This is a genomic window from Thalassococcus halodurans (genome assembly GCF_900108225.1).
GTDB classification, from domain to species: domain Bacteria; phylum Pseudomonadota; class Alphaproteobacteria; order Rhodobacterales; family Rhodobacteraceae; genus Thalassococcus; species Thalassococcus halodurans.
In genome coordinates this window covers 673514-697000 of the sequence record NZ_FNUZ01000001.1, presented here as the reverse complement: position 1 = coordinate 697000, position 23487 = coordinate 673514, and the positions used below count along the sequence as shown (strand labels likewise).

The following is a 23487-nucleotide window of genomic DNA, read 5'->3' as shown; positions in this document are numbered from 1 at the left end:
TGTTGCCCCAACCGCTAAAACGCGCCCCATTCCAATCCGAATTTGCTCAGGTATTTCCGCAGTCGGTCGGCGTCGTTCTGGGTTTTGCGTTTGCTGCGGGATACCGCAAATAAGGTTCTGCCCGCGGCGCTCAGGCTTGAGGATGTGCGGCATACGCGGATCACTTCGGCCAGTTGCACAAGGTCGAAAGGGTCCACATCCGACGCGCCGTCGCCCATCACGTCGGCGACCAGTTTGTAATCGTCGTTGGATTGGCCCGAAGACCAGTCGCTTTGCAGCATGTCGATTTCGGATGTCACCATGGCACGGGTGATCCTGCCGCGCGGGGCGAGTGTGCAGAGCCTGCGGATTGATCCGGAAAAATCACGAAAGTTGCCGGGCCAATGTGTGGCGGGGTCTTTGGCGAACGCAAGATACTGGCTGCGCGCGTCCGAGTTGAAGCCGACGTGCACACCCAAATTCCGTTCGCAACGGTCCAGTTCGTGCAGCAGATTTGCCTCGATATCCTCGGTCCGGCTGCGTAACGGGGGCAGGGTAAAGCTCCACGTGTTCAGACGGGCGAGCAGGTCGGGGCGAAATTGCCCCGCGGCGGCAAGGCTGCGCAGATCACGGTTGGCACCGGCGATTAGATGGAACCGGCTTGAGATTTCGTGATCGGACCCCAGCGGATAGAACCGCCCTGTTTCAATCGCGTGAAGCAGTACGGACTGCATGTTCGGGCTTAACTCGTCCACATCGTCAAGAAATAGGACGCCGCCGTCTGCCTCGCGCAGAAGTCCGCTGCGTTCGGTGCCCGCCGTTCCAAGGTATGAACGGCGCTGTCCGAAAAGTGTGGCCATGGCATCGGGGCCGTTCAACGTTGCACAGTTCACATGAACCAGACGTCCTTTAAGGCGGCGGCGATCCAATTTCAGGCTGTGAATGCGTTCCGCCAGTTCGGTCTTGCCTGTTCCGGTTTCACCAAGCAGCAGGATCGGTTCGTCGGAATTGCTGGCGATCAGTTCGATCCGGTCGATGATATCGTTGTACTGCGCATTGCGCGTCTCGATCCCGCCTTTCAGTTGGTCGCTGTATTCGCGCGACAATTGGTCGAACCGTTGCTGCAATGCGTTATAGCGGCTGAGGTCCAGATCGATGATGTCGAACTTGGGTGTGTCGTCATCCGGTCCGGGGGGACCTGTCTGGATCAGGCGGGCAGGGATGTGGCGGCTTTCGGTCAGCAGGAACCAGCAGATCTGCGCCACGTGCGTCCCTGTTGTCAGGTGCACGTGATAGCGTTCGCGGTCCTCGTCAAAGCCGTAGGAGCGGGCGAAGTCGAACAGTTTGCCGTAGACCTCTTGGAAATCCCACGGGTCCTTCAGATCAAGCTGCTGCAGCAGAACTTCGGTCTCAGGTGAGATTTCCTCGATCTCGCGCTGGATTTGCTTGGCCAGCCGCAAAAACCGCGAGTCATACAGCAATTCCAGCCGGTCGACGTGAAAATGGTCATGGCCGGTCAGGCTGGGCGTCGGCTTCCACCGCCGTTTCTTGCCCATATCAAGCTTTGTTCCGAGGAATCCGATGACCACGTTTCGCATGGCTTATCCAATTTTATAAATAAAGATAAATATGGATACTAATTGTGGGCAGTGAATTTCGCAAATGCCTATATTGCTATTTAAAATCAATATTTTAGCTAAAAAATATTTTTTCGTTCTGGTTGTGCGGCGGTCATGTCAAAACATTCCCACAACCAATGAGGAACGAAGAAATGGCGAACAAATCCGTGTTTGCATCGATGAAAGGCCGGTTGCTGCCGAAAGCGACGTCGACGAATGCCCACGGGGCACCGGCCTACGCTTATTCCGATGCGCATGCCCTTGCGCAGGTCGCTGTTACCGGCACTTTCGGGGGTATGTTCTATCAGACGCCGCAGGAAGAACTGGAATACGTTCTGGATGTGGCCGAGTCCGTCGAGCCGCGCTACCTGGCGCAAGCCGCGATCTACGCCCGCCAGTCGGGCTACATGAAGGACATGCCGGCTGTGCTGCTGGCGGTTCTGGCGCGGCGCGATCCGGTTCTGTTCCGTGCGGCCTTTGGCCGTGTGGTCGATAACGGCAAGATGCTGCGCACCTTTGTGCAGGTCATCCGTTCCGGTCAGACGGGGCGTAAATCGCTGGGGTCTGCACCGAAGGCAATGGTGCGCAACTGGCTGAACACCGCCTCTGATCGGGCTTTGCTGTATGCCAATATCGGGAACGACCCGTCGTTGGCTGACGTGATCAAAATGGTGCACCCGAAACCGGCTACGGCCGAACGAGAGGCACTGTTTGCCTGGATCGTCGGGCGGCCGTGCGATGTGGCACGGCTGCCGCAGGTCCTGCAGGACTGGATGGCGTTCAAGGAAACGGGCAAAGGCCCGATGCCGGATGTGCCGTTCCAGATGCTGACGCAGCTGAACCTGTCTTCGGCCCAGTGGGCGCGTCTTGCGCGTAACGGGTCGTGGCAGATGGTGCGCCAGAACCTGAACACGTTCCAGCGTCACGGCGTTTTCGGCGTGGCCAAGAATGTGGATCACGTTGCAAAGCTGCTGCGTAAACCGGGCGCGATCGTCAAAGCACGCGCGTTTCCGTACCAGCTGATGGTGGCGGCGCAAAACGTGAACGGCGATATGCCGCGCAAGATCGTGGACGCTCTGCACGATGCGATGGAAGTCGCCGTGAAGAACGTGCCGAAGATCGATGGCCAGGTCGTTGTGTGTCCGGACGTGTCCGGTTCGATGACTTGGGCTGTGACAGGCCATCGTCCGGGGGCGACTTCGGTTGTCCGCCACGTGGATGTGGCGGCGCTGGTGGCAGCGTCTTTCCAGCGCGTGAACCGCGGATGTCAGGTTCTGCCGTTCGACTTCGACGTACGTGATGTGCGTCTGGAGCCGCGCGACACGATCCTGACCAACGCCGAGCGTCTGGCCGCGATGGGTGGTGGTGGCACAAACTGTTCCGCGCCGCTGAAGTGGCTGAACGAACGGGGCCGCGCGCCGGACCTGGTGGTGTTCGTGTCCGATAACCAATCGTGGGTTGATGCCCGCGCCGGGGGTCGGGGGACGGCGATGTTGCAGGAATGGGAAACGATCAAACGTCGTAACCCGAAGGCCAAACTGGTCTGCATCGACATCGCGCCATTCGGAACGACGCAGGCGCAGACACGTGAAGACGTGCTGAACATCGGCGGCTTCTCGGATGCGGTCTTTGACCAGATCGCAGCCTTTGCCAAAGGTCAGACCAATCCGGACCACTGGGTTGGCGAGATCGAGAAGATCGACGTCTAAAACATAGGGTCAGGCGGAATGCCTGTGGGACTACTACTCATTTAAGCAATGCTGCTGTCTCACATACAGATTTGTCCGCCTGACCCAACCGAAACGAAGGAAAAAGGAACGACTTTCGCATTTAATGCGGGCATGGCGGGGGCACGATCAGAGGAACTTGGCGGTTCGACTCCGTCACTCTTGCGGGCGCTCTCTGGCATGGGCGGGACCTCGTACCGCCGTGTCTGTTTTAAACGCAAAAATCTCGGCGAATGCCGGTGGAACTACAGAGCTGTTACTTCCCGGGTCGCGGGTTCGAATCCCGTCGTGGCCGCCAACTATGGCCACGTAGCTCAGTCTGGTAGAGCAGGACGTTTCACCAAACACTTGTCGTCGAGACGGAATTTTTCCGGGGGAATGCCCGTGGGAGTACATCGCTATGGAACGATCGCCGAAAGGCCTCTCACGAAACACTTGTCCCCCGGACCCTGATTGAAACGAATAGAAAGGAATTCCCCGGCGAATGCTGAAGGAACTACATGGCACACCAGGGATCGGTCGAGCGGGTTCAACTCCCCTCCTTGCCGGCGCCCAGACGGAAAACGCATCTGCCCATTCGGATGCGGGGCGGGCCTCCCAAACTGTTTCTTCCCACTTTGTCGCCGGGGCCAAGACCCAAAGGGGCGAATGCCCACAGACCTACAGGTAGACGCCCCCGAGAGGGGAACATGGGGAACCGTGTTGTGCTGGTTCAAATCCAGTCCGGAGTACTCCGGTGGCGGAAAAATCGGTTTGTGACCGCCTTGTCGCCCCGACAGGGTAAATATGTGAGTGAAGATTATGACTGAAGATATGACATTTGATCCTGTGACTGGCGACCATCTGAAAGAATGGGGGCATCGACCAGGCAAACAATTTCCGGACCTGCTGACGCGGGCGAATGCCATGCGCGCCGAAGGCTTTGGTCTGGTGCGCATCCGGCAAGAGCTTGAGGGCGAAATCCCTCCGGTCGTGCCGACGATGGACCCGCACGCACATGGCGCTGTTGCGTTTCATGAAAACATCGACGTGTCCCATCCGGACGAGGAAGACAACGTTCTGAAGGTCCGCGAAACGATGGCTGCGCTGATGCAAACGCCAACGATCGAAGCTGGTGCGATTATGCCCGATGCCTGTCCGGCAGGGCCGGTCGGGACCATTCCGGTCGGTGGTGTGGCCGCAGCGCGGAACGCGATCCATCCGGGAATGCATTCGGCAGATATCTGTTGTTCGGTGATGATCACCGATCTTGGCAATGCCGACCCGAAAGCGGTGCTGGATGCCGCGCAGTCGGTGACGCATTTCGGACCGGGCGGACGGCCACAGGGACAACGGTTCACGACGTCTCTGAAGCTTCTGGATGCGTTTCGTGAAAACCCGTTTCTGAACAACCCCAAGTCCCTGCGGATGGCGCAGGAGCATATGGGTACGCAAGGGGACGGGAACCACTTCCTGTTTGTCGGTCGGTCGCGGAAAACCGGACGGACGGCGATCGTGACCCACCACGGGTCGCGTGGGCCGGGCGCGGTTCTGTATAAGAACGGCATGGCGGTGGCGGAACGGTTCCGGAAAGAACTGTCACCAAAGACACGCAAACAGAACGCGTGGATTCCGGCTGACACGCAGGAAGGCCGCGATTATTGGGACGCGCTGCAGCTGATCCGGAAGTGGACCAAGGCGAACCATAACGCGATCCATCAGGCGACGCTTGAAGCCGCGCGCGCAGGCGACGTGGGCGAGCGGTTCTGGAACGAACATAACTTCGTCTTCAAACGGGGTGATCTGTTCTACCACGGCAAGGGGGCGACCCCTGCTTGGCATGACTACGCGCAGGATGCCACGGGTCTGACCCTGATCCCGCTGAACATGTCCGAACCGGTACTGGTTGTACGTGGCAAGGATGCGGATCACGGGCTGGGCTTCAGCCCGCACGGCGCTGGGCGAAACTTCTCGCGGTCCGAACATAAGCGTAGGATGGGGTCGGTAACGCCCGAGCAGATGCTGAAGGCGGAAACCGAAGGTCTGGACGTCCGTTTCCATGCCGGTGGGGTCGATGCGTCGGAACTACCGTCCAGCTACAAAAGCGCGGACAACGTTGTGGCGCAGATCAAATCCTATGATCTGGCCGAGATCGAGGACTTCATCGATCCGTACGGCTGCATCATGGCGGGCGATGTGCCTCCGTTCTGGAAAAACAAAAAGAAAGGCCGGCGGTGAGTGTCACCGGCGGCCTTCGCCATGTTTTCGCATATGCGCAGAGCGCGACTGACGCGTGATCAGAACGCCACCCTATCGCCGCCCTTAAGATCCAGTATCTCGCGCGCTTCGTCGGGTGTGGCCACCTGACTGCCGAGGTCTTCGACAATACGCCGGATTTTGGCCACCTGCTGCGCGTTGCTTTCCGCCAGCTGGCCACGGGAAATGAACAGGCTGTCTTCCAGCCCGACGCGCACGTTGCCACCCATCTGGCTGGCCGTGGTTGCCAAGGACATCTGCGCGCCGCCTGCACCCAGAACCGACCAGCGATAGTCGTCCCCGAACAGACGGTCGGCGGTGCGTTTCATAAAGATCAGGTTGTCGACCTCGGGGCCGATACCGCCAAGAATGCCGAAGATGAACTGGATAAAGATCGGCGCTTTGAACAGCCCGATATCCATGCAGAATTTCAGGTTATACAGGTGCCCAACATCATAGCATTCGTGTTCGAACTTGATGTCATGCGGGGCCAGCGTGTCGGCGGCTTCTTTGATGTCGCGGAAGGTGTTGCGAAAGATGTTCTGGTCCGAGCCCGCGACATATTCCTTTTCCCAGTCGAACTTCCAATCGCCATCCTTGTAGCGGTTTGCCAACGGATGGAACGAAAAGTTCATCGACCCCATGTTCATCGAACACATCTCGGGGCTGAAGGTTTTGGCAGGGGTGATCCGGTCCTGAATGGACAGCGTCAGGGACCCGCCCGTCGAGATGTTGACCACGGCATCTGTCGCTTGCTTGATGCGCGGCAGGAAGGGCGCGAAATCGTCCGGATTGACCGAAGGCGCGCCGGTTTCGTTGTTGCGCGCATGCAGGTGCAGGATCGACGCACCGGCTTCGGCGGCATCAATCGCCTGCTGGGCGATGTCATCATAGGTGTAGGGCAGCGCATCCGACATGGTCGGTGTATGGATGGCCCCAGTGATGGCGCAGGTGATGATGGTTTTCTTTTGACGTGCCATGGGTCAGGCTTCCTTGTCGTCTTTCGGGGCAATCACGCGATAGCCCAGCGGGAATAGTTGCAGATCAAAGCGGGTTCGAATGAGGCCCCAAATCCCTTTGGGGGCTTTCAGCATCACCACGATGGCGACGATGCCCAAAACGATCAGGTAGATCGTCCCGAGATCGGCCAGCGTTTCGCGCAGCGCGAAAAACACCAGCGTTCCGATGATCGGGCCTTCGATGGTTCCGATGCCACCGATCACCACGATAAAGATGACAAACGCCGTCCAGTCGTTGACGCTGAACGCGGCATCAGGCGAGATGCGCAGCTTTTGCAGAAAGATCAGCGCGCCGATCATCGCGGTCAAAGCAGAGGTGACGACGTAGACCGTGAACTTCGTCCGCCAGATATCGATGCCAAGGCTTTTCGCGGCCAGTTCGTTGTCGCGTATGGCGGTTAGGGCCAGACCCTGGCGCGAGCGCAGGAAAAGATAGACGCAGGTCACGACAAGCACAGCAGCACCCAAAGCCAACCAATAACTCAGCGCCTCGCGCATATCGCGTTTCGAGGCCAGCGATTTGACGATGGCCATTGGCAAAGACGATCCGGACCCGCCGCCCAATGCCGAAACTTGTGCAAACCCCAGCCGGAACACTTCGGCGATGACCCACGTGCCGATGGCAAAATAGGCCCCGCGAAGTCGGAAGATCAGGACAGCGACCGGCACGGACACCAGCGCACCCAGAACGCCTGCCAGCGCGATGGCCGCAAAGGGGTGCAGGCCGCCAAACATGGTCAGAGCAAACAACATATAGCCGCCAAACCCGACAAAGGCCTGCTGTCCAACTGAAACCAGTCCGGCGTAGCCCGCCATCAGGTTCCAGAGCGAGGCCAGCGCGAGGTATAGGAACAGCTCTCCCAACAGGCGCATTTCGGCGCGACCGGCCCACCACGGAGCCGATATCAGCAGGATCACACATAGTGCCCCCAGAACGGCGGCGACACGTGCAGCCTTTGAGGAGCGGGTGACGGAGTAGTTCTGCAAGCTCATGCTGCGATCCTCGGGAATAGGCCGTTCGGACGGATGGCAAGGATGATCAGGAAGGCCAGATGGCCCGCGAGTATCTGGAAACCGGGATCGATCTTGGCGCCCACGGTTTGCGCGATGCCAAGGATCACGCCGCCTGCCAAAGTGCCCCAGAGATTGCCAAGGCCCCCGATAATCACGGCTTCGAAGCCGAAAATCAGGCGTCCGCCGCCGATCGACGGATCAAAGCTTGTCCGGATACCAAGAAGGATGCCCGCAATCGCCGTCACACCCAGTGCCAGTGCCATGGCCAGTCCGAAAACATGGCGACGGTTCAGGCCCATCAGTTGGGCAATGTCCTGATTGTCCGACACGGCCCGGAAGGCGCGCCCGACGGCGGTGTGATAGAACGTCCATTGTAGCGCCCAGATCACCGCGACGGCGATGGCAAAGGTCAGAACCGGCAACACCCCGAGCGTCAGCCCGCCCATTGCGATGCTGGCCGTTTCCAACGCGCCTGCATCCATCTTCTGCGGATCGGCGGTGTAGACCTCAAGCAGACCGTTTTGCAGGATCACGCTCAGGCCGAAGGTGACCAGCAGGGGCGGCAGCAGGTCTTCGCCAAGGGTCTGGTTCAGCAGCCCTCGTTGCAGCACATAGCCGATCAACGCCATAGCAGGCACCACGATTGCCAAGGCCGCCAGCGGATGGAGCCCGACCGTCGCCGTGACAGTCAGACCCAGATAGGCCGCCATGACGATCAGGTCGCCATGCGCGATATTAACCAGCCGCATGACGCCGAAAATCAGGGACAATCCGGCTGCAAAAAGCGCATATAATCCGCCCAGCAAGGTGCCCTGTACGATTGCGTTCACCCAATCCATGTCATTCGATCCCGAAATAAGCGCGGGAAATCTCCTCGCGCGAAACCTTGTCTGACGCGCCTTCCAGCGACACGCGGCCCTCTTGCAGGCAGTACACACGCGACGAAACTTTCAGCGCCTGAGCGATGTCCTGTTCAACGATGATCGCGCTCATGCCGCCGTTGATGATGCCCGGAAGGGCGGCGTAGATGTCCTTGATGACAATGGGTGCCAGCCCGAGACTGATTTCGTCGAACATGATCAGGTCGGGGTTCGCCATCAGCGCACGGCCAATCGCGACCATCTGCTGCTGCCCCCCCGAAAGCGATGTCGAAGCCTGATCTTTGCGTTCCTCAAGGATCGGAAACAGCCGATAGACCGCATCCAGATTCCACGGGCCTTGCCGCCCGACCTGCGCACCGATCATCAGGTTTTCCTTGACCGTCAGAGACGGGAAAAGCTGGCGCCCCTCGGGCACCATGGCCAGCCCCTGCATCGCCACTTCGTCGGCGCGCAGCTGGCTGATATCGTTGCCCTGAAAATGGATCTGGCCCGGCCCGTTTGATAAAAGCCCTGTGACCGACCGCATCAACGTGGTCTTGCCGGCGCCGTTGGCACCGATAATTGCCAGCACCTCGCCGGGTTCGATGTACATATCGACCCCGTAGAGCGCCTGAAAATCCCCGTAGAAGGCCTTCAGCCCCTGAATGTTCAGAATGGGCTCAGGCATCGGCTTCGATCCCGAGATAGATTTCTTTCACTTCGGGGCTCTCCATGATCTTTTGCGGTTCGCCCTCGGCGATCTTTTTGCCGAAATCGATCACGATCAGGCGGTCAACGACAGCCATCAGGGCGTGAACCACATGTTCGATCCAGATGATCGCAACGCCGCTTGCGTGGATATCCTTGATGGTTTGCACCAAGAATTTGCACTCGGCCTCGGTCAGGCCACCGGCGATTTCGTCCAGCAACAAAAGCTTGGGCTTGGCGCAAAGCGCGCGGGTCATTTCAAGCCGCTTGCGTTCCAGAAGGGTCAGACTGCCTGCCAGCACATTGGCCTTTGGCAGAAGTTCGGTCTGTTCCAGAACCTCAAGGCAAAACCGTTCGGCCTCGTGTCCGTGCAGACCCGCCGACTGGGTGGCTGCGATCATGGCATTTTCAAACACGGTCATGCCGGAAAACGGTTGGGGCACCTGAAACGATCGGGCGATACCGGCGTGGCTGCGTTTGGCCGCGCTCATGTTGGTGATGTCCTTGCCGTCAAAGAAGACCCGCCCGTTGTCGGGGCCGAAGGTGCCCGTGATCAGATTGAACATCGAGGTTTTACCCGCGCCGTTCGGACCGATCACGCCCAGAGCTTCGCCTTGGGCGACCTCGTAACTTAGCGCATCGGCCACTGTCACAGCCCCGAAAGACTTGCTCAGATGGTCCAGTCGTAAAATGGCGGTCATACCGTCCTCACTTGGAAAAAGGGGCGGCACCATGATGCCGCGCCTTTTCTTTTAGGCCAGAAATTTCAGGTCGCCGGTCAGCGGAATGTCCGAGGCAGCCGAGTTGGCGACGATTTTCAGGTCAAACGCGTCGCCGTCTTTCTGCCACTGGCCCGCAACCAGCGGCGTCTTGGTGACATTGTTGATCGGCCCGTTGGCCCAGTTCACGTTGCCTACAATCGTGTCCAGATTGGTGCCCTGGATGGCGGCCACGATGGCCTCGGGGTCTTCCAGATCGTCAGCGCGGCGCGCCACATCCGCGACCACTTCGAACAGCGCGTGCTTAAAGCCGATGGGCTGTGTCCACGGGCGGTTTGATGCGGCGGTATAGCCTTCGGCCAGATCTTTGGCCGAGCTCCCGTCAAGCGAGGATGCAAAGGGATGGTTGGGCGACCACCAGACCTCGGAACTCAGGCCATCGCCGCGTTCGCCAAGCGATTCAATCACCGACGGGAACAGCAGCGCCTTGCCGATGGTCACGACCTTGGGGTTAAAGCCCTGTTGCGCGGCCTGCGACCAGAAGGTCGCGAAATCCGGCGGGATCATGTTGCCTGTCACGATCTCGCAACCCGCATCCTTGAACGCGGCAATGTAGTTCGAGAAATCATCAGACAGCGGCTGGTAGCGGCCCGGATCGATCAGGTTATAGCCCTCTGCCGCCAGCGGTTTGGGCAGACCCAATTCCGGATGACCCCAGGCGTTGCCGTCCGCGTCGTTCGGGAACAAGCCGCCTACCGTCTTGGCGACGCCAGACTTGCCCCACATATCCAGAAACGCGCCGATGACGTCTTCGAGACCCCAGAAAAAGTGATATGTCGATGCGAACCCTTCGCCGGGCACGCCGTTGCGGCCAAAGAAATAGGGCTGCCACGGACAGTCGGTGGTGATGCAGGGCACCTCGTTTACCTCGGCCTGATCGGACACAGGGTTGACCGTATCCGGTGTCGAGGCCGCGACGATGATATCAACCTCGTCGCCAAGGATCAGATCGGCAGCAACTTCGGCGGCGCGGTTCGGGTTGGACTGACTGTCCTTCGAGATGATCTCGATGTTCCAGCTTTTGCCGTTGTTTTCGATCCCTCCGGCAAAGGCCTTTTCGATGCCCGCCAGAACAAAGTCGTCCGCTTCGGCAAAACCGGCCAGCGGCCCGGTGCGCGGGCTGACGTGTCCGACGCGGAGGGTGGGTGTCGCGGCATAGGCCCGTGTGGCCGTCAGGACCGCCGGACTGGCAAGAACTGCACCTGCGCCCGTAAGAAACGCACGGCGGTTTGGAGCTATGGCTGTTTTCTTATTCATGGTTCTTCCTCCCTGTGCCGATCTTCCAACCGGCGGTTCGTTATTCCAAGATTTTTTCAAGTTTCTTCAGGTGGCTTGCGACGCGGGCGCGCACGGCGTCCGCCTCTGCCTCGGTCCACTTGCGGAACCCTTCGCCTGACTTCATTCCCAACCGCTTCTCGGCAACAAGCTGCTGCAGATAGGGCGACGGGCCTTGGCGCGCCTCGATGTCGTGAAGCACGTTTTCGTGGATATCGAGCGTCAGATCGGTGCCGACCAGATCGGCATTTTCCAACGGGCCCAGCACGGCCAACCGGCGACCGAAGCTGGATTTGATCACGGTGTCCACTGCCTCGGCATCGCAAATGCCGTTTTCAACAAGGCTGATCGCTTCGCGCCACAGCGCATGCTGCAGCCGGTTGCCGATGAAACCGGGAACATCCTTTGCAACCATCACCGGCGTTTTTCCGGCCCCCTCCAGCAGGTCGAACATGGTCTGCGCAACGGTTGGATCGGTCCACTTGGTGCGGATGGTCTCGACCAGCGGGATCATGTGGGGCGGGTTCCACCAATGGGTGCCAAGCGCGCGGTTTTGCAGGCGCAGGCCCGACATGATTTCGGTGATCGGCATGACCGACGTGTTCGACGCCAGAATGCAGGTCTCGGGCGCATGGGCTTCGATCTCGGCAAAGATTTTCTGCTTCAACGCCATTTTCTCGGGCGCGGCTTCGAACACGACGGTTGCTGTTTTCACCGCATCGGCCGTGGTTTCGGCAATCGTGATCAGTTTCAGCGCTGTGGCAATCGACGTGTCAGCGTCGCCCATCGCGGCCATGCTTTGCGCCATCCGGTCGGTGACCGTTTCACGCGCTTCGGGCACCGGATCGGTGATCGAAACGCGATGGCCTGCGCGGGCAAAAGTTAGGGCGATCCCGTGCCCCATAAGCCCTGCGCCGATGACAGCGATATGATGTGCGGTGGTGTCCATCATCAGCCCGCCGTGTATCCGCCATCGGCATACAGAATGTGGCCGGTGTAGAAATCGGACGCCTTGGACGCGAGGAACAACAAGGGACCCGCCAGATCCTCGGGTTCGCCCAACCGGCCTTTCGGCACCCGCGCAAGAAAGCCGTTGCGCACCTTGGTGGCCTCTTCGGTGTCCTCGAACATCCATGCCGTCAGCGGTGACCGGAACACGGTCGGGGCAATGGCGTTGACGGTCACACCGGACGCGCCCAGTTCACAGCCAAGCGCCTTGGTGATGCCGTCAGTGGCCGATTTCGACGCGCAATACGCGGTGTATCCGGCGGGGTGGCCCAGCAAGCCGCGCGCCGAGCTGACCAAGACGATCTTGCCATAGCCCTGCTGTTTCATTTGGGCTGCCGCTGCACGGGACAAAAGCCACGTCTGGGTGACGTTCGCATCCATGACAGATTCAAATGTTTCCGGCGTCATGTCGTTGATCAGCGCGACGCGGTTCATCCCCGAGGCGACGACGAGAATATCCAGTTTTCCGTAGGCTTCGACCGCCTGCGCCACAAGATCGTTGCAGATTGTCTCGTCCGTCGGGCGGGTGTTGATTGTAGTCACATCAGCGCCCATCGCGCGACATTCCTCGGCGATTTCGTCCAGCGCGTCCTGATTTCCGGCCACCAGAACCAGCTTGCATCCGGCACCAGCAAGAACGCGGGCGGCGACCATTCCGAAGGCGCCAGACGCGCCAGTGATCAGGGCGACGTTGTTTTTGACGTCGAACATGGACAGTGCATTTGTCATTGATTGCATGGGTCAGGCCTTTGGGGGGTAGGGGATGACCACGAGCATTTTGCACACGTGGTTCGATTTGTTTTCGATGCGCCGGATCAGGCCGGGCGGAACGGTACAGCTGTCCATCGCGCGCAGAACGTCGGTCTTGCCGTCCCATTCGATGGTCATCTCGCCTTCGAGGACGACGTAAACCTTTTCAAACGGGGTCGAATCCGGACCTGCGCCGCCACCGGGCAGGAACTGGGAAAAGCCGACCCACTGGTTCGTCGGTCCACCTTCTTCGAAACCCTGAAGCCTTAGGCCCGACACGCCCCAGTGGTTCGGGGCCTCATAGGGTTCGGCATCATTGAAGCGCTTGATATGCATGGGAAAAGTCCTTTCTTAATCGCCCGCCGTGCCGACAAAGTTCAGCATTTCATGGACAAGCGATTCATCGGCAGTGCCGATGTGTTCGACGATTGAGATGTGGTTGTGACCCGCCACCCCCACGACCAGCGGAAGACGACCGTTGCGGTCGGTCAGGCCGGTGATCAGTTTGCGGGTCTGGTCGATGATCATGGCGGGCTCATGCTCGGCGTAGGCGACCATCACCGGAAGGGTGCGACCGTCCAGCGCGTTCACCACGGACTGCGCGGCGCGGTCGCCGTCGGGGCCGTAGTACAAAGTGTCCCGCGCGGGATCGAGTTCGCGGCCCATAAGGTCAACGGCAGGAGGGGAAATCAGGATCGAGCCGACAACGCCGTCAGCCTCATTCTGGAAATCTTCGTGGAACGTATAATCGGCCACATGCATCGATCCGGCGGAATTGCCTGACAGAACGATGCGTTCCGGATTGCCGCCAAGCCCCGCGATGTTCGCCTTGATCCAATCCAGCGCCAGCGCCACGTCCTTGGCCCCCGAGGGCCACGTGCTTTCCGGTGCGAACCGGTAATTCAGGGTCACCGTCACAACGCCATGACGCGCGAACCAGCGGCCGATATTTGCGGCACCGCCCTTGTCGCCACGGACAAAACCACCGCCGTGCACAAAGACCATCACAGGTAAATTGGACGCGCCTTCAGGGGCATAGACATCAAGCTTTTGCCGCTCGTGATCTCCATAGGCCTGATCAGTTGAAACGTTCAGCCCGTCATTGGTGTCGGCAGCATGCAAGGGGCCGTACAGCTTCATGGTTCCACCGACCATTTCGCGCGACAGCTCGGACCCCAAGGCAGGCAAAGCCTCGGCGATATCCGGCGTCAGCACCACTTGGGCCGAGACCGGTGACGCGGCCAGAAATGCCAAGGAACACAGAAGTTTTTTCATGACATCCTCCCCATGTCTTGAAAGTCGCGGGCCGCCGTTGTCGGGCAGCCCGCACGGAAAGCCTTAGAAGCTTTCGCCAGCGTCGATGCGGAAGTTCTGGCTTTTGTCGATCATCGCAACTAGACGAACGATACAGCCATCGCCGCGGTCCCAGTTCCACGGGAAGAAGGCGAATGTGCAGCGTTTGCCTGTGACCGCGTCCAGATCGCCGCCCACGTTTTCGATGCCCATGATGCCGTTCTTGAACAGGATGTTGTGGACCGGTTCCCAATCGGGGAAGTCGTCTTTCCAGTCACGACCGCCGGACCATTCTTTGTACTCATCCGCCAGATGCGGCAGCAGAGGACCGTTGCGCTGCGGGCCGATTGCTGTGGCAAGCGGGTGGTCGTTGGCCTGCGTGTCGTGCCCGACAACCTTCACGCCTTTTTCCACCATCCATTCGCCAGCAGAGGCCACAAAGCCCGGGCAGTAGGCAAAGTAATCGCCGTCTTCGTACTGTTTGTGCCAGCCGGTGTTGATGATCAGAACATCGCCCTTGCGGATCGCGTGACCGCAGGCCTTTTCCAGATCCTCACCTGTGATCGGTTCCCATTTCTTTTTGGGCAGCGACACAACGATGCCGGTGCCGAAAAAGTGCGGCAGCGGAACTTCGTCGATAAACGGTGTGCCCTGAACCACGTGCGCAGGCGCGTCGATGTGCGTGGTCGCGTGCATGGTTGTGGTGATCCGCTGGCTGAGAACGCCAGATTTGGCCATGTAGTGGATACGTTCGATCTTTGTATCTTCGAAATACGGCCAGTTGGGGTTCTGGAAACCAAAGCGGTGGCTCAGGTTGTAGAACTCCAGCCCCATGTCGTTGTCGGTGTTCCCTTGGAACTCGATGCCGCGAATTTCAACCATTTGGCACATCTCCTTTGTTCGCCGGAATCCCGGCGTTTTGTGTTTCAGATTGTCAGGGTGGCTCCTCCCACCTGTCCCGAGAAGTGATGCAGCCGCATCGTATCGCGGTCAAGAAAAAAGTTCACCATGCGGTTGACATGCATCGCATCGCGGTACATCAATGGTCGCAATGAAGGATGGCTTTAAGCTTGCAGTACCGGCGAAGGGTTTTTGCAAATGTCTGAAACAGAAGAAAAAAATGGAAAGTCCGGTATTCAGGTCATCTCTCGGGCCGCTGCTGTTCTGCGTGCCTTAAAGGACGAAAAGAATGGATTGAGCCTTGGGCAAATCGCACAGCGGGTCGGTTTGGCCCGTTCTACGGTACAAAGAATCACCAGCGCCCTGATGGACGAACATTTCGTCATCACCGCACCGCAGGGCCGCGGATTGATCCTTGGTCCGGAACTTAGCGCGCTGGCCAGCGCCGCGCAGTACAACATCGTCGAACATTGCCGCCTTCTGCTGAACGAACTGACCCATAAGACAGGCGAAACCACCGACCTTGCCGTCATGCGCGGCATCGGGATGGTGTTTCTGGATCAGGTGCCGGGAACACACCGGCTGACGACCGTGTCAAAGGTGGGCGAGGTGTTTCCCCTTACGACCACCGCGAATGGCAAAGCCTGTCTGGCGCAGCTTCCCGAAGATGAGGCCTGCAAGCTGATCAAAAACGAATGGACACGCAACGGCGTTGAAAAAGACATCTCGTCTTTGCTGAAGGAACTGGCCCAGGTCCGCGCGACGGGGCTTGCCTATGACCTTGATGAACATTCCTCGGGCGTGTCCGCGATCGGTTTTGCCTTCACAGATTGGGTCGGTGAATTGCATGCCATTTCCGTTCCTGTGCCGTCGTCCAGATTTGCTGGACAACGCGCCAAGATCGAAAAGACCCTGCTGGAAACATCGTCCAACATTCACAGCACGTTTCAGTAGGCGGTGGGGTGAAATGCGTTGCGAATTCGTGATCCTGAAGGCGGTGCGCAGTTTGGGTTGCCTTAATGACGGGCATGCCGTGCTACCCGCAGGTCGGGAATTGCCGCCGGACGGATTGTCGACGTTCTGCATACGCTAGCGTTGGAAGATCGGCTATCAGCGCGGGCGGTGGATGTTGTTCCGAGCAAATTGGTCTTTCCGTCTGAACATTTCTCGGTTGCTGCAACGCCGTCCTCTCAGAATTTTCAGTCGAAAAATAATCGTTTTATCTACGTTCACAGTAAACTTGCGGCTCTTTAAGGGAAGGTCCCTTTTCGCCGAATTTCCCGCTACGTTGCTGTGGAGTTAGTTGCTGCAGAAGTGGTCTGTTTCCCGCGCCTGGGGAAAGGCAAAAGGCCGCTTCGGCAGGACCGAAGCGGCTTGAACTGGCGCCCGATAAAAGCGGGAGGGGAGGCTGCGCCAGAATGATTTAAAGGAGCGAAATCCCTCAGGCAGGAATTTTCAATGCCTGCTGACGTTCGACAATGGCCTTGTTCAACGTGTTGTTTGTACAGACCAATTCATAACTCCGAAGAATGCGTACTTCGCCTGTGGTCGCAGGGATGAAGTGAACCTCGATATCTGTTTGGACATTGAGGGTGGTCTTCGGCACTTTGATAAAACAGTCCAATTCGTCATGAGCCACAAGTTCATCGTAGATCTGCTTGCCGTTTGCATACACTTCAACAAGCATCCGGCCTTCGATCGTGGCTTTCAGATACAGTGCGGTGCCTGAATTGACACTGCGAACCGAGGTCGACAACGTGCCGCCTTCGGACACATAGGTTACCCGGCGCCCATATGCGATGCGCGACCATGCAGTTGGTTCCACTGGTGCCCACCGCAAAAATTGAGACTCATTGATCATAAATTTGATCCTTCTTGGTGATCCAGGTCCGCAGGGCCGACCCGATCTATCACGAAAATCATCCACTCAAGCATTGTCGCCTGTTCTGGGGCCAATTTAGGGTCCTCGCGCAGACTGACTGCTTCTTGTCGCATGCGGGGCCAGCGCCCGAAAAAGTCGACCAGGTCTTCGATCTGAGAACTGGGACTGTTTGTCGGCATCCTGCTTGTCCTTTTGTAACCTTCACAAACTTCACATCCCCCACTTTAGGATGCCGTCGCCGCGAGCGTGCGTGAATAAAGTGTGAAAGCCTTGGTTCACGCGAGGGGTGAGTGTTAACCTTTCCCTAAGGATAGGAATTTGGGTGTGTCTTCATTGTTGGAAATATCATTGTTCGGCACTTGTCTGGTGCGCGTAACGGGCGGGCCTGCGTGCGAGATAAAAAGCGCAAAGCAGCGTGCGATCGTTGCCCTTTTGGTCACGGCCCCGTTCGGCCGGCGATCACGGACATTTTTGCAAGAAACGCTCTGGGGGCACGCAGGTTATGACAGCGGGCACCAAAATCTTAGACGTGCCTTGTCGGATATGCGTAAGGTTCTGGGGGATGATTTTGATCGGTTTATCCGCCCCACCAACCGCGATATCGAAATCAACATGGACTACGTGCGCCTGCTCGGATCTCCGCGCGACGGGATGTTTCTTGATGATCTAAACATTCCAGCGCCTCAGTTTACACGCTGGGTTGACGAAATCCGGAAGTCTCCGGAAGCGGTCTTGAACCTTTTCCCGACCACGCCTGAAGCGGCTCATACGCGCCCACGTCCAAGGGTGACGGTTTTGCCGTTGGCCGTGCTTGATACTGATCCGAATATGCGTGTGATGGCTGACTGGGTCGCGGAAGAGGCTTGCAGGTCTTTGTCGCGGTCCAACTTGCTTAGCGTCATTTCCCATCTGTCTAGTCGCGCAATGGCGCAACGTTCTATTGATCTGGTGTCCGTTCGAGACACGTTGGACGTGGATTATGTTGTGACCGGAACGCTTCGGAAACGTAGCGGCGAAATGATCGTTGATTTCGATTTTATCGATGCGCGTGGCGGGGATATCCTTTGGAACAGGCACTTTAGTTGTCCCGCAGACAGTTTCTCGGACCAGCTACAGGCACGGCTGGTCAATGTTATTCAAGCGATAGGTCGCTCTATCGCTGACAGTACCATCGATTACGTCAAGGATCGGCCTTTGCCGATGATTGAGGACCATCAATTGATCCTCGCTGGTGTTTCACTGATGCACCGTACGCCGATGCGGGATTTCGTGTCGTCCCGTGCCTATCTAGAAGAAGCTTGCAGCCGAATGCCCAATGTATCGCTTGCCCATGCGTGGTTAGCGAAATGGTATGTCCTGAGTGTGTTCAAAGGCTTCAGTACTGAACGCTCCAACGATACTCAGAAGGCTCTTGATTGCACGGCTCGGGCTTTGGATACAGATTCAAACTGTAGCTTTAGCCTGACCATTGATGGGTTTGCACACAATAACCTGTTGAAAAATATGGGTGTAGCCGAGCAGCGCTATAACGCGGCTTTGGACGTGAACCCCAATGAAGCCTTGTCGTGGTTGTTGCGCGGCACCCTAATGGCATTCCAGGATGAAGGGGCAGCCGCGATCAAAGCGACGGAAACTGCGCAATGTCTGTCGCCGATTGACCCGTTCGGCTACTACTACGACAGCCTTGCAAGCAGCGCTTATATTGCTGCCGAGAATTTTGAAGAAGCATTACTACGCGCGGAAAGATCGCTGGCGAAAAACGATCGTCACCTGTCGACCCTGCGCACGCGTACCACAGCCCTACATTTTTTGGGACGCGCAGAAGAAGCACGGAAATCAGCGCAAGAGCTGGTGCGGTTCCATCCGAGCTTCAACATCGATGAATACAAACGGAACCACCCGTCGGCTGGCAATAAGGCCGGTCTGCGGGTCATCGAAGCATTGACCGCTTCGGGCATTACTTAACTCTATTTAGGGGGATAAATTAATGAGTCAGTACGGTGGATTGGGTGGACTTGGCGGCCTTGGTGGATTGGGAGGTCTCGGAGGACTGGGTGGCCTTGGCGGGCTTGGGGGTCTTGGTGGCTTGGGTGGCCTTGGAACGGGTCTTGGGGGGTTTTTAGGCGCAGAAGATCCTGGTGGATATGACGGAACAACCACAACAGGCTTGCAGATCACAGCAGAAGCTTTGCGCCATCTGGCAGGCAATGCCGCTTTAGGCGCAACGGAAGAGTTGAATTTTAACGATCCCGACAATCTTGGTCGTTCAGCGGCATGGGTGCGCGGGTCGCTATATGTGTCCGATTTCTTGCGCGATATGAATTGGCGCACAGATGACGCGGCTAAAACTGTTACACTCACGTTTGAGGGAACAGATGCCGTAACACTTGCTCGGCCCGATGAAGCGCTGTTGCGGGATCAGTGCCAGCATGTATTGGACTACGCTGACCTGCGGCCTGATCGAAGTGCTGAAATTATTTCACAGTTGGGTTTTCCCACAGCGTATTTTTCAATGATCCTTGGTCTTCACGCAGGTCAGCATAAGAGAACATTCGAACTGCTGACCGCAACGCAGGTCTTGGCTGCTCATGCCGCTATGGCGGTAAAACATGCACTGGCCGTACGCCGCCCTGATCAGTTGGATGGCCGCATCCTGCCTATGATCCCGACGCCGGGCCACGGCAGCTTCCCGTCGGCACACGCGACCGAGGCATATGCCGCGCTAACGGTTCTGACCGAGTTGGTCACTACGTGGCAGTCGTTGGCTGACTCTGACGGTCGATTGAAAGTTCTGCGCGGATTGGCCGAACGGATTGCTGTCAATCGGACCGTCGCTGGCGTGCATTATCCCATCGACAGTTGGGCAGGGGCGACACTTGGGGTCAGCGTCGGACGCGCAATCTTAAAACGGTGCGGTGTTGTAACTGCGACCCCGTCCCTGAGCTTTGTTGCCGGAAATTCTGATTTCTTCGATCATGACTTTAAGGATGCGGCGCTGGCCTCAAATCATGGCCTCACCGAGGGCGCAGCATTCACTATGTCGTCTAGCCAGACATTTGAGTGGCTCTGGACAGAAGCCGCTGCAGAAAAGCAGAGGGCATGACGGATGTATTTAGAGAGAGCCCCCTCAAAACGAATTGACAGGTATACCGGTCCCTACGAACGCTGGGTATTTTCCGAGGAACTCGGACGTCCCTATGCGTTTCCGGCGATCAGTGAAGAAAACTCTGTGTATTTCACGGCTTTGCTGGAAGGTGGGGATCAGTTTCCAAACGACCCCGATCTGATCATCCGAAAGCCGCCCTTGTGGAACCCGCTGAACCGCACGCCGTCTGTTACGCCTTTTGCCTTTCATGATGCGACTACAAACGCCAGACGATCAGCGCGTGCTCAGGACTCGAGTATTGCGGACATGTTGGGAAAGGTCAGGTCAACGCCGCAATCAGACAGCGTAAAACCGCGTTTCAGGGTAAATTTCCCTATCGCACCCGAGGCATGGTCGCCGGACTATAGTCCCCACTGCGATATGGAAGATTGGGTTGTCCCCTCCACTCGGCCCAAGGCGATCATTGGTGTGATTGATGATGGGATTCCTTTTGCGCACCGAGCGTTTTTGGATGGTGATGGTAAAACCCGGATAAGCCACATCTGGCTGCAGTCAGCAGAAGCGGACACGCACAGCGCTGTACCTTTTGGGCGCGAGTTGATGAATGGCAACATCAACGCGTTGCGGGCGGCGTCGGGCGATGACGAAGATCTGCTGTACCGGATGTCCGGCGCCATCGACCCAGCAATTGCCGAACTGGGTGCGCATTTGCGGCGCCATGCGACGCATGGGTCCCATGTGGCGGGCATGTGCGCAGGCAATGACATGCGCGTGTCTAGCCATGAAATGGGCGACGATATTCAGATTATTGCTGTGCAGTTGCCTAACACAATTGCTTGGGACACGTCGGGCTTTGGCAAGGAAATGTATATGCTCAGCGCCTTGCACTACATTTTCAACCGGGCCCGGGCGATTGCCGAAAAATACTCAACGGACCCTGACGATCCCGAAGAGCTGCCGTTGGTCGTAAACTTTTCATATGGTTGGAGCGCAAGCCGCCATGACGGTAAGTCGGAAATGGAACTGGCTATCCAAGAGCTTTTGGAAGATCGCAAAAGCCTTCAGCCGAAAACGGCGGTTGTCATGCCTACGGGCAACAACTTTGCCCACGCGATGCATGGGCAGATCACCAGTGCGGATATTGCAACCGGATCATATGCCTTTGAATGGAAGCTTCTTCCAGATGACCGCACCTCAAGCTACTTAGAGATCTGGCTACCAGAGGGCATGGACCCTGACGGGTATACCGTGTCCGTCACTCCTCCGCCTGGGTACAGTCTGACGGCTGGTGGAGTAATCGATATCAGCGCCGACGAAACGCTGGACGACGACACTGATATCAAAGGTCGAGGCGACCCAAGACGGTTCACTGAGCTTGAGATGCAAGGTGAGAACATTGGTCAGTTGTCTGTCGATTTGCACCGCGGGTCTCGTTGGCGCGTGATGGTGGCGCTGATCCCCACGATCAGTACTCGGGGGCAAAGCCGCCGTGCGCCTTCTGGCAACTGGCGCATCGAGGTTCACCAGAATTCAGGTGTTCCTCTTGCCGAAAACCAGCAGATCAACGTCTGGGTTCATCGTGATGATGATCCTGCGATGCTGAATACAGGGGGCCGTCAAAGCAGGCTGGTCGATCTGAATGACACGGAAAACGATAGCCCCAAGCATCCCTTGAGACAGTATTCAGAAACTCTTGGGTTCATTCGTGGCTACGGCGGGATGAATGGCGTTGCGTCGTCACCCGATGTCACAAGAATTGCCGGTTACACGGCCTCAAACGGCAAAGTCAGCTGGTATAGCGGAGCTAGCGGTTTGACCCTGAAGGGCGATGGAACAACAGGCCATTGGGGGGCGGCGACCTCCTATGCGGCCGTGTCTGATAAAAGCCAACTATTGGCGGGAACAGCATCGATTGGTGTGCGAAGTGGTTCGGGTACACATTTGTCAGGCACCAGTGGCGCGTCACCCGCCGCCAGTCGAATTATGGTGCTAAACGCTGCAGCAGGTGCTGATTTCACGGCGCAAATGTCTGGGCCTCTGCCTTTGCCACACACTGAAACGTCTGGCCCAGTGACACTGGAAAAACATATCGCCCGCGCGGGAACGCTGACCGTCCCGCACGTCACGCGGAGTAAGCCGGCACGCTCTGTGCCAGTCGCATAAAAATCAGGCCGCATTTCTTCTGCGGCCTGACAATTGTGGGTGTTCGTTTCGAGCCACTTTTGACGAGCTAAGCTTCCGAAACGCCTATCAGAAAGAATTTTAACGCTGACATTATCATGATTGGATATCTTCAATGGCCAGACCATTTCGCATCGCAACCTACAACGTTGAAAATTTATTCGACCGTTTTGATGATCCCTATTCTGTTGGGGATGACATGTATGGGCGATTTCGAAGCAGCCCCAAATCGAGGGCACACGCCTTTGATGTGGCAAGCCGTATTCGGGAAAATGGCGTAGACGGTCGGGCAATCGATATCGTTGGGCTGCAAGAAATCGAAAACTTTGGCGCATTGCTGGATTTTGTTCAGGCAAGTGTCGGGCCGGAATATGGGGCGCAAACAGGCGTTGTGTCGCAGCCGTCAAACGACCCACGTGGAATAGACTTGGCTCTACTGTGTTCGAAGCGGTTTCGCATCGGGCGAGTTACAAGCCACAAGTACGAGAAATTCCGACGCGGCGATGGGCGCTTGCATCGTTTCGGTCGGGATTGTTTGCAAATTGAAATCATGGATGAAGCGCAGCAAGAGGTCCTGCTGACAGTTTTCATTTGCCACTTAAAGTCAAAATACACAGGTGTAGATCCGTTCAAAGACCCTGACGAGTATGAGGCGCGGCAAGCTCTCAATACAGTAAAGCGCAGAGCGGAAGCGGAAAAGGTAGTGGATGTCGTGTCGCGTGCCGTAGATATCGACAACGACCGTTTCGTAGTTCTGGGAGACCTGAATGATACTTCGGACAGTGACGCCCTTGCGCCGCTTGTTGGGGCTGGCAACCCACTGGGGCTAACAGACGCGATGACATTGATTGAGCAGGCTGATGTCGCGCCGCATTCTGCTTCGCGACGCCCGCGGGATACGCACGTTTGGCAAAGACCTCAGGCAGATGGTAGCCGCGTTGATGAATGGGCGCAGATCGATTTCATTTTGGTGTCAAAGGCACTCTGGGAATTGCGCACGGGAAAGGCCGATGTGATCAATTCGCCGAAAGATCAGGGTTCGGATCACTACCTTTCATATGTCGAGTTTGCGTTTCCTGACCCATAGGTTGCTAGGTCCCGCTTCGGAGAAAGTTGATGAATTGCGGTAACCGGTAAGAGTTGAGTGATTGT

General features: G+C 57.5%; 20 protein-coding genes. 7 read left to right on the top strand and 13 right to left on the bottom strand.

Annotation, left to right across the window (positions count from 1 at the left end; translation table 11 throughout):
• Positions 1-14 precede the first annotated feature (14 nt).
• Positions 15-1577, bottom strand: a complete 1563-nt coding sequence (gene rtcR / locus C4S59_RS03435; protein ID WP_103909050.1) for an RNA repair transcriptional activator RtcR — start codon at positions 1575-1577, stop codon at positions 15-17.
• Positions 1578-1750: 173 nt separating this feature from the next.
• On the opposite strand from rtcR, the gene C4S59_RS03430 reads away from it, so the two are divergent.
• Entirely contained in the window at positions 1751-3307 is a 1557-nt protein-coding gene (locus C4S59_RS03430; RefSeq protein ID WP_103909049.1) for a TROVE domain-containing protein, read from the top strand.
• Between the two features lie 819 nt (positions 3308-4126).
• Complete coding sequence (locus C4S59_RS03425; protein WP_103909048.1) at positions 4127-5542, top strand: RtcB family protein; 1416 nt, start codon at positions 4127-4129, stop codon at positions 5540-5542.
• A 59-nt stretch (positions 5543-5601) separates the two neighbouring features.
• Here the strand turns inward: C4S59_RS03425 and C4S59_RS03420 are convergent, their stop codons facing one another.
• The 11 genes from C4S59_RS03420 to C4S59_RS03370 form a co-directional block, all read right to left on the bottom strand.
• Positions 5602-6540: a BKACE family enzyme gene (locus C4S59_RS03420; protein ID WP_103909047.1), complete on the bottom strand. Its 939-nt coding sequence runs from the start codon at positions 6538-6540 to the stop codon at positions 5602-5604.
• A gap of 3 nt (positions 6541-6543) precedes the next feature.
• A complete protein-coding gene (locus tag C4S59_RS03415) occupies positions 6544-7572 on the bottom strand; it encodes a branched-chain amino acid ABC transporter permease (protein WP_103909046.1) in 1029 nt (342 codons plus the stop codon).
• Positions 7569-8432, bottom strand: coding sequence for a branched-chain amino acid ABC transporter permease (locus tag C4S59_RS03410; RefSeq protein WP_103909045.1), 864 nt, complete (start codon positions 8430-8432; stop codon positions 7569-7571). Before C4S59_RS03410 ends, C4S59_RS03415 begins: the two co-directional genes overlap by 4 nt.
• Position 8433: 1 nt before the next feature.
• A complete protein-coding gene (locus C4S59_RS03405) occupies positions 8434-9141 on the bottom strand; it encodes an ABC transporter ATP-binding protein (protein WP_103909044.1) in 708 nt (235 codons plus the stop codon).
• A complete protein-coding gene (locus C4S59_RS03400) occupies positions 9134-9862 on the bottom strand; it encodes an ABC transporter ATP-binding protein (RefSeq protein WP_103909043.1) in 729 nt (242 codons plus the stop codon). The genes C4S59_RS03405 and C4S59_RS03400 overlap by 8 nt, the downstream gene beginning before the upstream one ends.
• A gap of 51 nt (positions 9863-9913) precedes the next feature.
• Positions 9914-11197 carry an ABC transporter substrate-binding protein gene (locus C4S59_RS03395; RefSeq protein ID WP_103909042.1) on the bottom strand — a complete coding sequence of 428 codons (1284 nt, stop codon included), beginning with the start codon at positions 11195-11197 and terminating at the stop codon, positions 9914-9916.
• Between the two features lie 40 nt (positions 11198-11237).
• Positions 11238-12167 (bottom strand): 3-hydroxyacyl-CoA dehydrogenase family protein, encoded by a 930-nt coding sequence (locus C4S59_RS03390; RefSeq protein WP_103909041.1) that lies wholly within the window; start codon positions 12165-12167, stop codon positions 11238-11240.
• Positions 12167-12961 carry an SDR family NAD(P)-dependent oxidoreductase gene (locus C4S59_RS03385; protein ID WP_103909040.1) on the bottom strand — a complete coding sequence of 265 codons (795 nt, stop codon included), beginning with the start codon at positions 12959-12961 and terminating at the stop codon, positions 12167-12169. Before C4S59_RS03385 ends, C4S59_RS03390 begins: the two co-directional genes overlap by 1 nt.
• Before the next feature lie 3 nt (positions 12962-12964).
• Positions 12965-13309, bottom strand: coding sequence for a cupin domain-containing protein (locus C4S59_RS03380; RefSeq protein ID WP_103909039.1), 345 nt, complete (start codon positions 13307-13309; stop codon positions 12965-12967).
• A 15-nt stretch (positions 13310-13324) separates the two neighbouring features.
• Positions 13325-14248, bottom strand: coding sequence for an alpha/beta hydrolase (locus C4S59_RS03375; protein ID WP_103909038.1), 924 nt, complete (start codon positions 14246-14248; stop codon positions 13325-13327).
• Between the two features lie 63 nt (positions 14249-14311).
• Positions 14312-15148, bottom strand: a complete 837-nt coding sequence (locus C4S59_RS03370) for a cyclase family protein (RefSeq protein ID WP_200813157.1) — start codon at positions 15146-15148, stop codon at positions 14312-14314.
• A gap of 216 nt (positions 15149-15364) precedes the next feature.
• Between C4S59_RS03370 and C4S59_RS03365 the strand changes: the two genes are divergently transcribed.
• Entirely contained in the window at positions 15365-16120 is a 756-nt protein-coding gene (locus C4S59_RS03365; protein WP_103909037.1) for an IclR family transcriptional regulator, read from the top strand.
• A gap of 487 nt (positions 16121-16607) precedes the next feature.
• Here the strand turns inward: C4S59_RS03365 and C4S59_RS03360 are convergent, their stop codons facing one another.
• Positions 16608-17027 (bottom strand): hypothetical protein, encoded by a 420-nt coding sequence (locus C4S59_RS03360; RefSeq protein ID WP_103909036.1) that lies wholly within the window; start codon positions 17025-17027, stop codon positions 16608-16610.
• A gap of 633 nt (positions 17028-17660) precedes the next feature.
• Here C4S59_RS03360 and C4S59_RS03350 point away from each other — a divergent pair.
• From C4S59_RS03350 to C4S59_RS03330, 4 genes are all read left to right on the top strand, one after another.
• Positions 17661-19013, top strand: coding sequence for a tetratricopeptide repeat protein (locus C4S59_RS03350; RefSeq protein WP_146064505.1), 1353 nt, complete (start codon positions 17661-17663; stop codon positions 19011-19013).
• Between the two features lie 22 nt (positions 19014-19035).
• Positions 19036-20151, top strand: a complete 1116-nt coding sequence (locus C4S59_RS03340) for a phosphatase PAP2 family protein (protein ID WP_160006742.1) — start codon at positions 19036-19038, stop codon at positions 20149-20151.
• A 3-nt stretch (positions 20152-20154) separates the two neighbouring features.
• On the top strand, positions 20155-22317 hold the full coding sequence (locus tag C4S59_RS03335) for a S8 family serine peptidase (protein ID WP_146064504.1): 2163 nt from the start codon (positions 20155-20157) through the stop codon (positions 22315-22317).
• Between the two features lie 133 nt (positions 22318-22450).
• A complete protein-coding gene (locus tag C4S59_RS03330) occupies positions 22451-23422 on the top strand; it encodes an endonuclease/exonuclease/phosphatase family protein (RefSeq protein ID WP_103909031.1) in 972 nt (323 codons plus the stop codon).
• Positions 23423-23487: the final 65 nt, after the last annotated feature.

Bases quoted from the DNA above. Each gene is read 5' to 3' on its own strand.
- C4S59_RS03400 (WP_103909043.1), bottom strand. From the start codon at position 9,862: ATGACCGCCATTTTACGACTGGACCATCTGAGCAAGTCTTTCGGGGCT.
- C4S59_RS03390 (WP_103909041.1), bottom strand. From the start codon at position 12,167: ATGATGGACACCACCGCACATCATATCGCTGTCATCGGCGCAGGGCTT.
- C4S59_RS03375 (WP_103909038.1), bottom strand. From the start codon at position 14,248: ATGAAAAAACTTCTGTGTTCCTTGGCATTTCTGGCCGCGTCACCGGTC.
- C4S59_RS03395 (WP_103909042.1), bottom strand. From the start codon at position 11,197: ATGAATAAGAAAACAGCCATAGCTCCAAACCGCCGTGCGTTTCTTACG.
- C4S59_RS03415 (WP_103909046.1), bottom strand. From the start codon at position 7,572: ATGAGCTTGCAGAACTACTCCGTCACCCGCTCCTCAAAGGCTGCACGT.
- C4S59_RS03430 (WP_103909049.1), top strand. From the start codon at position 1,751: ATGGCGAACAAATCCGTGTTTGCATCGATGAAAGGCCGGTTGCTGCCG.
- rtcR (WP_103909050.1), bottom strand. From the start codon at position 1,577: ATGCGAAACGTGGTCATCGGATTCCTCGGAACAAAGCTTGATATGGGC.
- C4S59_RS03340 (WP_160006742.1), top strand. From the start codon at position 19,036: ATGAGTCAGTACGGTGGATTGGGTGGACTTGGCGGCCTTGGTGGATTG.
- C4S59_RS03335 (WP_146064504.1), top strand. From the start codon at position 20,155: ATGTATTTAGAGAGAGCCCCCTCAAAACGAATTGACAGGTATACCGGT.
- C4S59_RS03420 (WP_103909047.1), bottom strand. From the start codon at position 6,540: ATGGCACGTCAAAAGAAAACCATCATCACCTGCGCCATCACTGGGGCC.
- C4S59_RS03370 (WP_200813157.1), bottom strand. From the start codon at position 15,148: ATGGTTGAAATTCGCGGCATCGAGTTCCAAGGGAACACCGACAACGAC.
- C4S59_RS03425 (WP_103909048.1), top strand. From the start codon at position 4,127: ATGACTGAAGATATGACATTTGATCCTGTGACTGGCGACCATCTGAAA.
- C4S59_RS03410 (WP_103909045.1), bottom strand. From the start codon at position 8,432: ATGGATTGGGTGAACGCAATCGTACAGGGCACCTTGCTGGGCGGATTA.
- C4S59_RS03350 (WP_146064505.1), top strand. From the start codon at position 17,661: ATGGACTACGTGCGCCTGCTCGGATCTCCGCGCGACGGGATGTTTCTT.
- C4S59_RS03385 (WP_103909040.1), bottom strand. From the start codon at position 12,961: ATGCAATCAATGACAAATGCACTGTCCATGTTCGACGTCAAAAACAAC.
- C4S59_RS03360 (WP_103909036.1), bottom strand. From the start codon at position 17,027: ATGATCAATGAGTCTCAATTTTTGCGGTGGGCACCAGTGGAACCAACT.
- C4S59_RS03365 (WP_103909037.1), top strand. From the start codon at position 15,365: ATGTCTGAAACAGAAGAAAAAAATGGAAAGTCCGGTATTCAGGTCATC.
- C4S59_RS03380 (WP_103909039.1), bottom strand. From the start codon at position 13,309: ATGCATATCAAGCGCTTCAATGATGCCGAACCCTATGAGGCCCCGAAC.
- C4S59_RS03330 (WP_103909031.1), top strand. From the start codon at position 22,451: ATGGCCAGACCATTTCGCATCGCAACCTACAACGTTGAAAATTTATTC.
- C4S59_RS03405 (WP_103909044.1), bottom strand. From the start codon at position 9,141: ATGCCTGAGCCCATTCTGAACATTCAGGGGCTGAAGGCCTTCTACGGG.